General features: G+C 72.0%; 12 protein-coding genes. 4 read left to right on the top strand and 8 right to left on the bottom strand.

What is annotated here, in order from left to right; translation table 11 throughout:
• Nucleotides 1–117: 117 nt before the first annotated feature.
• The 4 genes from ABKW26_RS05240 to ABKW26_RS05225 form a co-directional block, all read right to left on the bottom strand.
• Nucleotides 118–1,152: an NUDIX hydrolase gene (locus ABKW26_RS05240; protein WP_348591499.1), complete on the bottom strand. Its 1,035-nt coding sequence runs from the start codon at nt 1,150–1,152 to the stop codon at nt 118–120.
• Complete coding sequence (locus ABKW26_RS05235; RefSeq protein WP_348591497.1) at nt 1,149–3,452, bottom strand: RNA degradosome polyphosphate kinase; 2,304 nt, start codon at nt 3,450–3,452, stop codon at nt 1,149–1,151. The genes ABKW26_RS05240 and ABKW26_RS05235 overlap by 4 nt, the downstream gene beginning before the upstream one ends.
• A 55-nt stretch (nt 3,453–3,507) precedes the next feature.
• Nucleotides 3,508–4,431 carry a mycothiol synthase gene (mshD, locus tag ABKW26_RS05230; RefSeq protein ID WP_348591496.1) on the bottom strand — a complete coding sequence of 308 codons (924 nt, stop codon included), beginning with the start codon at nt 4,429–4,431 and terminating at the stop codon, nt 3,508–3,510.
• Between the two features lie 74 nt (nt 4,432–4,505).
• Nucleotides 4,506–4,670: a hypothetical protein gene (locus ABKW26_RS05225; RefSeq protein ID WP_348591494.1), complete on the bottom strand. Its 165-nt coding sequence runs from the start codon at nt 4,668–4,670 to the stop codon at nt 4,506–4,508.
• Nucleotides 4,671–4,784: 114 nt separating this feature from the next.
• Between ABKW26_RS05225 and ABKW26_RS05220 the strand changes: the two genes are divergently transcribed.
• From ABKW26_RS05220 to ABKW26_RS05205, 4 genes are all read left to right on the top strand, one after another.
• Nucleotides 4,785–6,212: an HlyD family efflux transporter periplasmic adaptor subunit gene (locus tag ABKW26_RS05220; RefSeq protein WP_348591492.1), complete on the top strand. Its 1,428-nt coding sequence runs from the start codon at nt 4,785–4,787 to the stop codon at nt 6,210–6,212.
• Nucleotides 6,209–6,907 carry an ABC transporter ATP-binding protein gene (locus tag ABKW26_RS05215; protein ID WP_348591490.1) on the top strand — a complete coding sequence of 233 codons (699 nt, stop codon included), beginning with the start codon at nt 6,209–6,211 and terminating at the stop codon, nt 6,905–6,907. The genes ABKW26_RS05220 and ABKW26_RS05215 overlap by 4 nt, the downstream gene beginning before the upstream one ends.
• Nucleotides 6,904–8,148, top strand: a complete 1,245-nt coding sequence (locus ABKW26_RS05210) for an ABC transporter permease (RefSeq protein ID WP_348591488.1) — start codon at nt 6,904–6,906, stop codon at nt 8,146–8,148. Before ABKW26_RS05215 ends, ABKW26_RS05210 begins: the two co-directional genes overlap by 4 nt.
• A gap of 80 nt (nt 8,149–8,228) precedes the next feature.
• Complete coding sequence (locus tag ABKW26_RS05205; protein ID WP_348591486.1) at nt 8,229–8,885, top strand: hypothetical protein; 657 nt, start codon at nt 8,229–8,231, stop codon at nt 8,883–8,885.
• A gap of 18 nt (nt 8,886–8,903) precedes the next feature.
• Here the strand turns inward: ABKW26_RS05205 and ABKW26_RS05200 are convergent, their stop codons facing one another.
• From ABKW26_RS05200 to ABKW26_RS05185, 4 genes are all read right to left on the bottom strand, one after another.
• Entirely contained in the window at nt 8,904–9,854 is a 951-nt protein-coding gene (locus tag ABKW26_RS05200) for a hypothetical protein (RefSeq protein ID WP_348591484.1), read from the bottom strand.
• 7 nt (nt 9,855–9,861) lie between these two features.
• A complete protein-coding gene (gene acs / locus ABKW26_RS05195; RefSeq protein WP_348591482.1) occupies nt 9,862–11,871 on the bottom strand; it encodes an acetate--CoA ligase in 2,010 nt (669 codons plus the stop codon).
• A 185-nt stretch (nt 11,872–12,056) separates the two neighbouring features.
• Nucleotides 12,057–13,430, bottom strand: a complete 1,374-nt coding sequence (locus tag ABKW26_RS05190) for a cellulase family glycosylhydrolase (protein WP_348591480.1) — start codon at nt 13,428–13,430, stop codon at nt 12,057–12,059.
• 143 nt (nt 13,431–13,573) lie between these two features.
• Nucleotides 13,574–14,416, bottom strand: a complete 843-nt coding sequence (locus ABKW26_RS05185; RefSeq protein ID WP_348591478.1) for a formate/nitrite transporter family protein — start codon at nt 14,414–14,416, stop codon at nt 13,574–13,576.
• Between the last annotated feature and the right edge of the window lie 96 nt (nt 14,417–14,512).

The raw sequence follows: 14,512 nt of genomic DNA, 5'->3' as shown, positions 1-14,512 counted from the left end.
GGCACGGCGGCACGCGAGGTGACGCCGCCCCGGTGAGGTCTGCTCTCCCGATCGGTCTGCACGCCTCGCCCGTGAGGTTTCCGTGCGGGTGCATCCGCGCCGGAGCTCCCGGCCTCCTCAGTGCAGAGGCGGCAGCACCCGCTCCACGCCGACGACCCGCGGGCCGCGCGAGCTCTGCGTCACGTGCGTCACGAGGGCCTCGCCCGGGCTGAGGAACGGGTCCTTCGTCGGCAGCGCGCTCGCGACCGGCCGGCGCGAGTGCTGGCCGAGGACGTCGAGGACGGTCGGCAGCACCGGCCGGTGGGTGCACAGCACCGACGGCGTCCCGGACTCCAGGAGCGCCCGCACCACCGCAGCCACACGGCCGGGGGAGCGTTCGTGCTCCGCCTCCGTCAGATGGTCGCTCGTGAACGAGTCGATCTCCGCCGCGTGGGCGTACGGGCTGATGGTGTCGGCACAGCGGCGCCACCGGCTGGTGACGATGGCATCGACACCGAAGGCCGCGATCACGGGGACGAGCGCGACCGACTGGGCGTGGCCCGTCGGGGTCAGCGGGCGGCCCTGCTCGTCGCCGTGCCACGCGCTGCGGGCGAGCGCCTTGCCATGGCGTGCGATGACGAGCGCTTCCGTGTGCAGCCGCCCCTTCGAGTGCTCCTCGACGAGGGCGTCGAGCGGGATGCGGTCGGCCCGGCGGGTCAGCTTGTCAGCCGCCTTGTCCACGGGCATCCAGCGCATGTCGTCGATCTCGGTGGGGGACACCGGCGACACGGGGGCACGAGCGAGGAGCGCAGCCGAGTCGGACGGCAGGCGCCGGGCAGCCCAGTAGCGGACACGCTTCACGCGGCCCTCCGGGGTGAGGTACTGCAGGCCGGGCAGCGGGACGCCGAGCACGACGGCTCGGCCCGTCTCCTCGGCGACCTCCCGGACGGCCGCGGTCGGCAGCGTCTCACCGGGATCGAGCTTGCCCTTGGGCCACGACCAGTCGTCGTAGTGCGGGCGGTGGATGAGCTGGACCTCGAGCGCTCCCTTGTGCATGCGCCACACGAGAGCGCCCGCCGACTCGATGACCGGCAGCTCGCTCGCCAGGTGGGCGCTCACCCCGGTCGTGCCGTGCACGCGAAAACCCGTGTCGGCGGGAGGGGTCGACGTCACCGTCCGAGGCTCAGTCGTCGACGCTGCCGGGAGATGAGGACTTCCTGGTGGTCGCTCAGCGGCTCGCCGTCGGCCGTGAGGTGGTGCCGGGTCCACGTGCCGTCCGCGCCGAGGTGCCACGACGACGTGGTGCTGTCCATCGAGTGGTCGATGAGCGCGACGAGCCCGTTGATCTGAGCCTCGTCCGTCAGCCGGATGAGCGTCTCCACCCGCCGGTCGAGGTTGCGGTGCATGAGGTCCGCCGAACCGATGAACACCTCCGGCCCCGTCTCGGGTCCCTCACCGATCGCCGGGCCGGACGCGTTCGCGAACGCGAAGATGCGGGAGTGCTCGAGGAACCGGCCGAGGATCGACCGGACGCGGATGGTCTCGCTGAGCCCGGGGATGCCCGGACGGACCGCGCAGATCCCACGGATGACGAGGTCGACCGGCACGCCGGACTGCGACGCCCGGTAGAGCGCGTCGATGACAGCCTCGTCGACCATCGAGTTGACCTTGATCTTGATCCACGACGGCTTGCCCTCGCGGGCCGCCGCCGCCTCACGGTCGATGCGCTCGACGAGGCCGGAGCGCACCGAGCGCGGCGCCACGAGGAGCCGGTGGAAGCGCGACTGGGGCGCGTAGCCGCTCAGCTGGTTGAACAGTCGCGTGAGGTCCTGGCCCACGTCGGAGTCGGCGGTGAGCAGGCCGAGGTCCGTGTACAGGCGCGCGGTCTTCGGGTTGTAGTTCCCGGTCCCGACGTGGCAGTAGCGCCGCAGCCCGTCCGGCTCTTGGCGCACCACGAGCGAGAGCTTGCAGTGCGTCTTGAGGCCGACGATCCCGTAGACGACGTGCACGCCGGCCTGCTCGAGCTTGCGCGCCCACGAGATGTTGTTCTGCTCGTCGAAGCGCGCCTTGATCTCCACGAGCGCGAGGACCTGCTTGCCGGCGTCGGCCGCGTCGATGAGCGCGTCGACGATGGGGGAGTCCCCGGACGTTCGGTAGAGCGTCTGCTTGATCGCCAGGACGGCAGGGTCGGCAGCCGCCTGCTCGAGGAACGTCTGGACCGACGTCGAGAAGGAGTCGTACGGGTGGTGGAGGAGGACGTCCCGCTCGCGGATCGCCGCGAAGATGTCCGTGGGGCTGGCGCTCTCCACCTCGGCGAGGAACCGGTGGGTCGTCGGCACGAACCGCGGGTAGTGCAGGTCCGAGCGGTCGAGGTCGGCGATGAGGTTGAGGCCCGTGAGGTCGAGCGGCGCCGGGAGCGTGTAGACCTCGTCCTCGACGACGCCCAGCTCCCGGACGAGGAGCTGGCGGATCCGCGTGCTGATCCCCTCGGCGAGCTCGAGCCGCACGGGCGGGCCGAAGCGCCGACGCAGGAGCTCCTTCTCCATCGCCTTGAGGAGGTTCTCCGCGTCGTCCTCCTCGACCTCGACGTCCTCGTTCCTCGTCACACGGAAGGTGTGGTGCTCGAGCACCTCCATGCCGGGGAAGAGATGGTCGAGGTGGTGGCTGATGATGTCCTCGAGCGGCACGAACGAGGTGGGCCCCTTGTCCATCGCCTGGCTGCTCGGCGCGCTCGGGCGACCCTTCGCGTCGACCGCGATGAAGCGCGGCAGGAGGCCGGGCACCTTGACGCGTGCGAAGTGCTCCTTGTTCGTCGCCGGGTTGAGCACGAGGACGGACAGGTTGAGCGAGAGCCCCGAGATGTACGGGAACGGGTGCGCCGGGTCCACCGCGAGCGGGGTGAGCACGGGGAAGATCTGCTTGCGGAAGAACTTGTGCAGGCGTTCCTGCTCCTGGGTGGAGAGCTCCTCCCACCGCACGAGCGTGATGCCCTCGGCCGTCAGCGCCGGGTGGACCACGTCCTGGAACGCCCGCGCGTGACGCTCCATGAGGGTGTGCGCGTGCTTGCTGATCCCCTCGAGCATCTGTCGCGGGGTCCGGCCCGACGCCGACGTCACCGCGAGACCCGTCGCGATGCGTCGCTTGAGGCCCGCGACGCGGACCATGAAGAACTCGTCGAGGTTCGACGCGAAGATCGCGAGGTAGCGCACGCGCTCGAGCAGCGGCTGCGTGGCGTCCTCGCTGAGCTCGAGCACACGCTCGTTGAACGCGAGCCAGCTGAGCTCGCGGTCGCCGAAGCGGTCCGACGGCAGGTCCGGAAGGTCCTCGAACGACGTCGTGACCGGCAGGTCCTCCTCGCCGATGTGCTCGGCGATGTGCGCGGCGAGCTCCGGATCGAGGCGGCGCCGCGCGGCGTCGGTCGTCGTCGAGGCAGGGTCGGTGCCGCGGTGGGCGGTCGTGGTCGATTCGCTCATAGGGTCATCGTGACATCACTCGGTGAACTTTGGGTGCGCCGGCCACGGAGGAGGGTCACGCGTCGGGGCCGAGCTGGACGTCCGTGGACGCCACGACGAAGCCGGCGCGCTCGTACGTGCGCACCGCGATCGTGTTCTCCCGACCGGTGTAGAGCTCGGCGGTGTCGAGACCGAGCGCCGTGAGGCGCTCGAGCCCCGCACGTGTGAGCGTGGTCCCGAGACCGGTGCCCTGCGCCGCGGGGTCGACGCCCACGGCATAGACCTCGCCGACGTGCTCGCCCGCGGGCTGCTCGCTGTCCGGGAGGACCTTGAGCCAGCAGAAGCCGACGACCTCGTCGCCGCGCACCGCGAGGACGAACGACTCCGCGTCGAACCAGCTCTCCCGCTGGCGGGCCTGGAGGTCGGCGAGCGTCATGCGGCCCTGCTCGGGGTGGTCGGCGAACGCGCGGGCGTTGACCGCGAGCCATGCCTCGTCGTCCGTCCCCGGGTGGAACGTGCGCAGCGTCACGCCTGCCGGGACGGTGACGGGTTCCGGGGTGCGCGACCGCAGGTCGAGCGTCATCCGCAGGAGCTCGCGGACCACGACGTAGCCGTTCGCTGCGGCGAGGCGCCGGGCCGCCGGAAGGTCGCCGTGAGCCCAGAGCCGGAGGGCGAGGCCGTGCTCGCCCGCGACAGCCCGGGCGTGCGCGGCGAGCGCCGTGCCGACGCCGTGGCACCGCGCGAACGGGTGGACGACGAGCTCCGTGGAGGCGACCTCCGGCGAGCCGAGGTCGATCTGGGCGTAGCCCGCGAGGTCGTCGGCCGCGCGCACGAGCAGGTGCTCGACGGTCGCGTGGCTGTCGGTGAGCCACAGCAGCGGCTGCTCGGAGAGCGGCGCCGTCCCGTCGACGTGCTCCGCGGCGCGGGCCAGCCGGTGGACCGCATCGGCGTCGGCCTGGTCCAGCGGTCCTACGACGACGTCGATCTCTGCATCATCCACGCGCTGATTCCATCACGGTTCCTCGGCGCAGGCAGAGGCTGGGCTGCGACAGGCGGGTGATCTCCGCCGGAGCCTCAGCCGCCGAGGACGCCCAGGAGTCCCGACACGATGAAGTAGGCGCCGATCGCGGCCCCGATGCCCCAGAGCACCTTGGTGCGCGTGGCGACGCCCTCGGGGGCGTCGTCCTCCGGAGCGTCGGTGGAGTCGTCGTCGCGTGCGTTCGGTGCGTCAGGAGCCATGCGTCTCATCGTAGGCGGCGCTGCGGCGCCGCGACCCCAGGCCCGTCCCATGCCCACAGGGTGCGCACAGGGTGGTCCTACCTCCGTGCCAGGCACGCCCGCCACGGTAGCCGCATGACCCGACGCAGACGCATGCTCATCAACGGCGCCCTCGTGGCAGCGCTCGTCCTCACCGCCGGCGGCACCTGGTGGTTCCTGCGCCCCGCCGAGGCCGCGACGCCGGCCGACGGGCAGAGCGTGCGCTCCGCGACCGCGGGCGTGGCCACCGTCACGACGACCATCGCCGCGCAGGGCACCATCCAGTCCGCCGCCGTCACGGACGTGTCCTTCGGGACGTCGGGGACCCTCGCGACCGTGGACGTCGCCGTCGGCACCGTCGTCGAGGCGGGAACCGTGCTCGGCACGCTCGACCCGTCGACCGCCGCGTCCGCCGTCACCGCTGCCGAGGCCGAGGTCGACGCAGCGAGCGCCGCGGTCACCACCGCCTCGCTCCAGGTCACCTCGGCGAACGAGAACCTCACCGAGGCGCAGACCGCGCTCGCGGAGACCGAGGCGGCCGAAGCAGCCGAGGCCTCAGGGGCGAGCACGGCGACAGGGACGGCCGGCGGTGGGAGCGCGTCGGGCAGCGCCTCCCAGGTGACGAGCGCCCGTGCGCAGGTCTCGACGGCGAAGGCGTCGCTCACGAAGGCTCAGGGCGACCTCACGACCGCCGAGACCGCCTTGGCCGACGCGCAGGCGGCGACGACCCTGACGACCCTCGTCGCACCGGTGGCGGGAACGGTGACGGCCGTGAGCGGCGCCGTCGGTGACACGGTGAGCGCCGGGACCACCGGGGCCGCGTCCACCGGGTCGACCTCGGCAGAGACGGGTGCGGCGACGGGCACCACGGGCACCACGGGGACCACGGCGACGAGCGGGTCCTCGGCGTTCGTGACGATCTCCTCGACCACGAGCCTGCAGGTCACCGCGTCCTTCGACGAGGCGGACGCGGCGCAGCTCGTCGTCGGGCAGAGGGCCGACGTGACGTTCCCCGCGGTCGAGGGTGCCGCCGCCACGGCGACAGTGACCGCGATCGACCCGGTCGGCACCGCGACGAGCTCGGTCGTGACGTTCGGTGCGACGATCACGCTCGACGCGGCACCCGCGGGCGTCCGCCTCGGGCAGACCGCGAGCCTCACGGTGACGACCGCCGAGGCGGTCGACGTCCTCGCTGTACCGAGCCAGGCCGTCACTGTCGACCCGACGCCGAGCGCCGACGTGGCGACCACGGCCGACCCGGCAGCCGCCCCGACCGTGACGGGCACCGTCACGCTCCTCGCAGCGGACGGCACCCAGTCCGTGCAGGCGGTCACCGTCGGGGTCCAGGGCGACGCGACGACCGAGATCCTCACCGGCCTCACCGAGGGCGACACGGTCGTCATCTCGGTCGACACGGCCGTGGGCACCACCGAGACGACCCTGGAGACGGGCGGGTTCGGCGGCACCATGCCCTCCGGCGGCTTCCCGGGCGGGACCGTCCCGCAGATGGGCGGCACACGATGACCGCCGTCCTCGACGTCCGCGACGTGCGGCGCACCTACGGTCAGCCCGGCCACGAGGTCCGTGCGGTCGACGGCGTGAGCCTCGTCGTCGAGCCCGGGGACTACGTCGCGCTCATGGGGGCGTCCGGCTCCGGCAAGTCGACGATGATGAACATCCTCGGGTGCCTCGACGTGCCCACCTCGGGAACGTACCTCCTCGACGGCATCGACGTGTCGCACCTCAGCGAGCGCCAGCTCTCGGCGGTGCGCAACCGTCGGATCGGCTTCGTCTTCCAGTCGTTCAACCTCATCCCGCGGATGAGTGCCCGCGCCAACGTCGAGCTGCCGATGGCCTATGCCGGGGTGTCGCCCGCGGAGCGCCGGGCACGGTCCGAGGTCGCGCTCGCGCGCGTCGGCCTGACCGACCGGGCCGACCACGACCCGGACGAGCTCTCGGGCGGCCAGCAGCAGCGCGTCGCCGTCGCCCGCGCCCTCGTCAACGCCCCGCGCCTCATCCTCGCCGACGAGCCCACCGGCAACCTCGACTCGACGGCCACCCGCGAGGTCCTCGAGATCTTCGCCGAGCTCAACGCGTCCGGGCGCACCATCGTCCTCATCACCCACGAGGACGACGTCGCCGCGCAAGCCCACCGCACCGTCCGCATGCGCGACGGCGTCATCGTCTCCGACGAGCGCACCCGCGGGGCCCACCGGTGAACCCTCTCGAGATCGTCCGCTCGGCACTGCGGGGGATGGCTGCGAACGCGCTGCGCTCCTGCCTGACGCTGCTCGGGGTCCTCATCGGCGTCGGCTCGGTCATCCTCCTCGTGGGCGTCGGCAACGGGTCCGCGCAGGCGGTCGCCGAGCAGATCGGCTCCCTCGGCACCACGACGCTCACCGTGCGCGCGTCGAGCGGAGGCGGAGGCGGAGGCGGGGGCGGCGCAGGAGCGGGTGGCGGGGCAGGTGCAGGAGCGATCACGTCGCAGGCGCTCACCACCGAGGTCGCCGACACCCTCGCGAGCGCCGACGGGACCGACCACATCGACGCGGTCGTCCCCCAGGTGACCGGCTCCGGCGCCGTCACGTTCGGCACCGCCACGCTCACCGCCCAGCTCGTCGGGACCACACCCGGCTACTTCGACGCCACCGCGTCCGCCGTCGCCCAGGGGGTCGGCTTCACGGCCAACGACGAGGCCGAGGCCCGGCGCGTCGTCGTCCTCGGGGCCGAGGTCGCCGAGACGCTCTTCGGCGACGGCGACCCCGTCGGGCAGACGGTCGTCATCGGCAGCACCCCGTACGTCGTCAACGGCGTCATGGCCGCCAAGGACTCCGCCGGCACGACGAGCACGAACGACCTCGTCCTCATGCCGCTCAGCCGGATGGAACAGTCCATCACCGGGTACGGCGACCTCTCGTCGATCGTCCTCACCGCGACGAGCGCCGAGGACGTCGAGACCGCACAGGTCGAGGCGACCCTCGTGCTCGACGCCGCCCTCGGCGTGGCCGTCGGGGACGACGCGCCGTACACGATCAGCAACCAGAGCCAGCTGCTCGCCGCCCAGGACTCCACGACGGAGACGTTCTCCGCGATGCTCGCCGCCGTCGCGGGCCTGTCGCTCGTCGTCGGCGGCATCGGCGTCACGAACATCATGCTCGTCACCGTGACCGAGCGGACCCGGGAGATCGGCATCCGCAAGGCCCTCGGGGCGACCCGGGGCGCGATCCTCGGGCAGTTCCTCCTCGAGGCGACGCTCCTCTCCGTGCTCGGCGGCGTGCTCGGCGTCCTCGCGGCGTTCGCCGGCAGCCACGTCTCGATCATGGGCGTCGAGCCCGTCATCGTCGGTTCCTCCGTGGTCCTCGCCCTCGCGGTCTCGCTCGGCATCGGCGTCGTGTTCGGCGGCTACCCCGCCGCGCGCGCCGCGACGATGCGCCCGGTCGACGCCCTGCGCCACGACTGAGCGCGAGCCACGTCACCACCTCACGGCCTTCTCTCACCGCACTGTTCAGCACCGATCGACACCCACGACAAGGACATCCCATGGACGACACCACGACGCACCCCACCACCCAGCCCGTGCCCGCGACCGACGGACGCAGCGCACCCGACGTCCTGGCGACCGAGCCCGCGACGCTCTCCGGCGACGGCACGCTCACCCTCACCCCGCGGCGCCGACCGAGCCTGACGACGGTCCTCGGCGGGGTCGTCGCCGGTGCTGCGCTGTTCGCCGGTGGCCTCCTCGTCGGCAACGCCATCGCGGGCGACGACACGGTCGCAGGGGGCACTGCGGACACTGCGGGCACGGCGGGAGCCGCAGGCATGCAGCGCCCCGACGGCACCGACGGCACGACCGCCGGGGGAGACCGGGCGGGAGGCTTCGCCGGTGGCATGACGGCCGGTGAGATCACCGCGACGGACGGGGGCACGCTCACCGTCACGGCCGAGGACGGCACGGTTACCACCGTGACGACGACCGACGACACCACGGTGACCGTGACCGACGAGTCCGACGTCGCCGCGCTCGAGGTCGGCGACACCGTGACCGTCGTCGGGGCGGCAGGAGACGACGAGTCGGTCGCGGCGACGGCCATCACCGAGGGCTCCGGTGGGCTGGGCGGCTTCGCCGGAGGGATCCCCGGCGGGGGCATGCCCGGCGGCGACGTGCCGGAGGACGCGCTGCCCGGCGGGGGTCAGTGACCCGAGGCGGAGGCCCGGCTAGACCTCGGTACCGGTGGCGTGCGCGTGCATCGCGCGCAGCTTGTCCACCGGTGCGAAGAAGGACGCGTGCTGCGGGTCGAAGTGGACGATCTGGATCCCCGCGTCCGTGAACTGCTCGAGCGCGCCGATCGCGGACGCGGTCGGGATGCCCAGGAGCTTGTCGGTGTCGCCGAGGTTGCGGGTGTCGGCGTACTCCTTGGCGCGCTGCGGCGTGGTGAACGCGATGATCGCCGGCCCGGAGGCGCTCTGCTCGGCGTAGGGCTTCATCTGCGCGCCCTCGCCGCGGGGGATGAAGAACCAGTGCTCGAGCGCGAACACCGCCTGCCACAGCGCGGCCTGCGTGGGCACGTCGCTCATGTGCTCCCGCGCGCTCACCGCGAGCAGGTCGATCTCCGTCTCAGGAGCCGGCGGAGGCTGCTGTGCTCGCGTCAGTGCCGCGGCGAAGTCGCGGGCGAGGGTCCGGACGATCCCGGGCGGCGCGCCGAAGGGCACCTGGCCGGGGTTGAAGACGAGCAGCTCGATGCCGGCGCTCTCGAGCTGGTCGGCAGCGCCGAGCATCTCCTCCGGTGGGGAGGCGAACACACGCTCGGCACCGCCGTGCCCGTCCTGTGCGAACTCCGTCGCGCGGCCGACGTCCGTGAAGACGGGGATCGCCAGCTGGCCGTTGACGTCCACGGCTGCGGGGCGCATCTCCTCCGACGCGTCGCGGACGAAGTACCACCGCTCCAGCGGGAGGATCGTGCGCCAGAGCGCACCCCACCGCTGGCTGGCCGCGGCCTCGTCCGGTGCCTCGACGGCCTGCCGGGCGAGGTCGTCGACCTCGCCCGGTGACGGGGCGCCCGGGTCCGGCGCCCCGGGGGTGCCGGGGATGCCGCCCGTCGGTGCAGACGGGCCCACCTCCGGTGCGTCGAGGGCGGACAGGTCGGGCAGGGCGGTGGGATCGGTCACTCCAGCATCATCCCTCAGACGAGCCCGTGGGCTTGGACAGTCCGGTCGCGATGAGATCCATCACCGAGGAGTCGGCGAGCGTCGTCGCGTCCCCGACGGCACGGTTCTCCGCCACGTCGCGCAGGAGGCGCCGCATGATCTTCCCCGAGCGTGTCTTGGGGAGCTCGGCGACCACGAGGATCGTGCGCGGCTTGGCGATCGGCCCGATCTGCTTCGCGACGTGGTCGCGCAGCTGCGCCTGCACGTCCGCCTGGACGGCGCCCTCGGCGAACTCCGAGCGGAGGATGACGAAGGCGACGACGGCCTGGCCGGTCATCTCGTCCGAGGCCCCGACGACGGCGGCCTCGGCGACGGTCGGGTGCGACACGAGCGCGGACTCGATCTCCGTGGTCGACAAGCGGTGTCCCGAGACGTTCATGACGTCGTCCACCCGGCCGAGCAGCCAGATGTCGCCGTCCTCGTCTTTCTTGGCACCGTCGCCGGCGAAGTAGATGTTCTTGAAGCGCGACCAGTACGTGTCCTTGAAGCGCTCGAGGTCGCCCCAGATGCCGCGGAGCATCGCGGGCCACGGCTCGGTGAGGACGAGGTATCCGCCGCCGCCGTCCGGCACGGGGTGCGCGTCGTCGTCGACGACGTCCGCCGAGATACCCGGGAGCGGCGTCTGGGCCGAACCCGGCTTGGCAGCGGTGACGCCGGGGAGCGGCGAGATCATGATCGCGCCGGTCTCCGTCTGCCACCACGTGTCGACGATCGGGGTGCGGTCCCCGCCGACGACGCGCCGGTACCACATCCAGGCCTCGGGGTTGATGGGTTCCCCGACCGATCCGAGCACGCGCAGGCTCGTGAGGTCGAAACCGTTCGGGATCTCCTCGCCCCACTTCATGCACGTGCGGATCGCGGTCGGTGCCGTGTAGAGGATGGTCACCTTGTACTTCTCGATGATCTCCCACCAGCGGCCCTTGTGCGGGGAGTCGGGTGTGCCCTCGTAGACGACCTGGGTGGCGCCGTTGAGCAGCGGTCCGTAGACGACGTAGCTGTGGCCGGTGACCCAGCCGACGTCGGCCGTGCACCAGTAGACGTCCGTCTCGGGCTTGAGGTCGAAGACGTTCCGGTGTGTGAAGGCCGTCTGCGTGAGGTACCCGCCGGTCGTGTGGAGGATGCCCTTGGGCTTCCCGGTCGTGCCGGACGTGTAGAGGATGAACAGCGGGTGCTCGGCCTCGACCCACACGGGCGTGTGCAGGACGTCGGCGGACTCGAGGGCCTCGTGCCACCAGATGTCCCGGCCCTCGGTCCAGTCCACGTCCTGGCCGGTGCGCTGCACGACGAGGACGTGCTGGACCGACGTGACGGCGGCGCCCTCCTTCGCGGCGAGCGCCTCGTCGACCGCGGGCTTGAGCGCGGTCGCGGAGCCGCGGCGGTACCCGCCGTCGGCGGTGATGACCACCTTCGCCTCGGCGTCGGCGATGCGGCTGCGGAGCGCGTCGGCGGAGAAACCGCCGAAGACCACGGAGTGGGGAGCGCCGACGCGCGCGCAGGCGAGCATCGCCACGACGGCCTCGACGACCATGGGCATGTAGATGACGACGCGGTCCCCGGACACGACGCCGAGCGACGCGAGCACGTTCGCGGCGCGCGACGTCTCCCGCTGCAGGTCGGAGTACGTCAGGGTGCGGGTGTCGCCCGGCTCGCCCTCGAAGTGGATCGCGACCCGGTCGCCGCGTCCTTCGGCGACGTGCCGGTCCACAGCGTTGTACGCCGCGTTCAGGGTGCCGTCAGCGAACCACCGGGCCACGGGGGCACCGGACCAGTCGAGCGTCTCGGTGAACGGGGTCTTCCACGTCACGAGGTCCCGAGCCTGCTCGGCCCAGAACTCGACGGGGTCGGCTGCCGCCCGCCCGTACATGTCGGCCGTCGCGTTCGCCTGGGCGGCGAACTCCTCGCTCGGTGGGAAGGACCGGGACTCGTGGAGCAGGTTCTCGAGACCCTGGTTGTCCTCTGACGCAGCTTCTTCTGGCACGACTACCTCCGGTGCGCATCGACTCTGGTGCGGGTGACGTTGTCAGCAGCGAGTGTAGTGGCGGGTCGGTCGGCTGTGCCCGAGATGTCCGCGACTGACAGTGCGCAGCGAAGTGGCTGCGCCCCAGGGGAGGGCGCAGCCACGGTCTCGACGGGCCGGTCGTGGCCGGGCCGCCGGGTCAGGTGTCAGCTCGCGGTGCAGGTGACTGCGGGGGCGCTCGACGGGGCCGCGCCCGAGCCGATGAAGCCGAGCGTCGTGGAGCCGGCAGCGGCGAGAGAGCCGTTCCACGCCTCGTTCGTCGCGGTGACCGTCGAGCCGGAGACGGTGGCCTTGCCACCCCAGGACTGCGTCACGCTCGTGCCCGAGGGATACGTCCAGGAGACCGTCCAGCCGCTGATGGCGGCAGACCCGGCGGTGACGGTCACCTGGCCCTGGAACCCGCTCTGCCAGGAGCCCACGGTCGAGTGTGTCGCGGTGCACGCGCCGGCCGGCGGGTCGGTCGGGGGATCCGTGGGAGGGTCGGTCGGGTCGGTCGTGGGCTCGGGGTCGGGCGTCGTGCCGCCGAAGATCGACGCCGTCGTCGACGTGGCCTGGATGCCGTCCGGGCCGTTGAACAGCCGCTCCCCCCAGGGGCTCAGGGCATCCTTGTCGAAACCGGTCGCGAGGTCGAGGTACTCGACGCCGCCGCCGTTGCCGCTCCACGACCACCCGAGGTAGCCGATGTCGAGGCGGTCGGCCTCGGCGAGGATGGTGTCCTCGTCGACGTCGCCGTCCGAGTGGTAGTCGCCGAACTCGCCGACGATGAGCGGCAGGTTCTTCGAGCGGAACGCCTCGAGGTACGCCGTCACGGTGCTGCCCTGGGCGTAGACGCCGTACATGTGGACGGAGAAGACGGTGTCGCCGAGGGGGTCGGCGGCGTAGATCTGGGCGGCGCTGTCGCGCATCAGGCCCGCCCAGTCCTGGCCCCACGCGGGGGCGTCGACGACGATCGTGTGCGTGAGGCCCGCGTCGCGCAGCCGGGTGATCGCCGCGATGGTGTCGGTGGCGTAGGAGGCGTTGACGGCGGCGTCGTTCCCGTAGGGCTCGTTGCCGATGTTGACCAGGACGTAGTCCTCCTGGCCCACGAGGGCGTCCTTGATGGAGATCCAGTAGTCGACCGCGTCGTCGAGGGTGGCCGCGCCGGCCTGCTCGCCGTACCCGGTGGTGTCGTGGACCTCGAGGACCGAGATGAGCTCTGCCTGCTTGGCGAGCCTGATGACGTTCGCGACGTCGGCGGTGTCGTTGCGCGTCCACCGGTCGCCGCTCGACAGGACGGTGCGCACGGAGTTCGCGCCGAGCGACGCGATGTCGGCGAAGGACTGGGTCTGGCTCGCGTACCAGGTGTGGGCGTGGTTGACGCCGCGGAGCACGAGCTCGGTGCCGTCCGCCTCGTAGATGCGGCCGTCCTGGACGTGGATGCCGTCGTCCTCGGCGGCCTGGGCCGGGGCAGAGAGCGGGAGCAGCAGGGCGGCCGCGGCGAGCGCGGCGACGACTCCTGTCAGACGTCTCGTGACGTGCATGGGTGGACTCCTCGTCGTCGGTGTCGGGAGAGCCGGGACGTCGGTGTGCCGATCTCCACCGCAGGTCTATCAGCGCGCGCGGCGCCGGGTCGACGGCCTAAACGATTCGGACGAGACTTTGTGAAGCAGCTGAAGGAAGTGTGTCAGCGGACGGAGACGCTCTCAGGAGCGGCGACCGGAGCGGAGGCCGCGACGAGCTCCGGGGTGCGCGGGCGCAACGGACCGGCGATGACGGCGTAGCCGAGGCCGACGATGAGTCCTCCGCCGACGAGGTTCCCCAGCCCGACGACGCTCATGTTGCGGGCGAAGTCGGCCCAGGATGCTTCCGGCAGGCCCCCGACGAGGCCGAGGCCGAACGTCGTCATGTTGGCCACGACGTGCTCGAAACCGGAGGTGATGAAGGCCAGCAGGCACCAGAAGATGACGATGAGCTTCGCGACCTCGGACGTGAGGCGGACGGCCGACCAGATGGCGAGGCACACGAGGACGTTGCAGAGGATCGCGCGGAAGAAGAGCTCGCTCGTCGGCTCGTCGGCCTTCGCGGTGAGCATCCCGGCGAGCATGTCGCCGCCCGGCGTCCCCGGCGCGAGGATCCCCGAGAAGTGCACGAGGGTCGCGAAGGCGAAGGACCCGGCGATGTTCGCGACGAAGCAGAACGCGAGAGTCGCCCCGCCCTGCACCCAGGTGATGCTGCCGCGGACCGCGCCCTGCGTGAGCGTCATCATGTTCGAGGTCACGAGCTCCCCGCCCGCCACGACGACGAGAGTGAGCGCGACGCCGAAGACGAGACCGGAGACGAGCTTGGTCGCGGCCGAGCCCTCCGCCTTGAAGGGGCCGGCAGCGCTGACCATGAGGACGACCGCGACGCCGATGTACGACCCGGCGAGCATGGACTGGACGGCGTACGCGACAGGGCGACGGGTCGCGGCGACCTTCGTCACGGCGGCCGCGTGCTGGTAGTCGAGGGCTTCTGGGATCGTGAGCACCCCCCAAGCATCCGTGGCGGTACCGCCGAAGTCGTGGGACCAATGACCTCAGGCGTGCCCCTCGGCACCGCGGTGGGAATGGTCTGGTCGGTCCCG

It is taken from the genome of Sanguibacter sp. 25GB23B1 (assembly GCF_040012415.1).
GTDB lineage: Bacteria > Actinomycetota > Actinomycetes > Actinomycetales > Cellulomonadaceae > Sanguibacter.
The sequence above is the reverse complement of the archived record's forward strand: the minus strand, read 5'-3'. Positions and strand labels throughout refer to the sequence as shown.

Bases quoted from the DNA above. Each gene is read 5' to 3' on its own strand.
- ABKW26_RS05225 (WP_348591494.1), bottom strand. From the start codon at position 4,670: ATGGCTCCTGACGCACCGAACGCACGCGACGACGACTCCACCGACGCT.
- ABKW26_RS05205 (WP_348591486.1), top strand. From the start codon at position 8,229: ATGGACGACACCACGACGCACCCCACCACCCAGCCCGTGCCCGCGACC.
- ABKW26_RS05190 (WP_348591480.1), bottom strand. From the start codon at position 13,430: ATGCACGTCACGAGACGTCTGACAGGAGTCGTCGCCGCGCTCGCCGCG.
- ABKW26_RS05215 (WP_348591490.1), top strand. From the start codon at position 6,209: ATGACCGCCGTCCTCGACGTCCGCGACGTGCGGCGCACCTACGGTCAG.
- ABKW26_RS05235 (WP_348591497.1), bottom strand. From the start codon at position 3,452: ATGAGCGAATCGACCACGACCGCCCACCGCGGCACCGACCCTGCCTCG.
- ABKW26_RS05220 (WP_348591492.1), top strand. From the start codon at position 4,785: ATGACCCGACGCAGACGCATGCTCATCAACGGCGCCCTCGTGGCAGCG.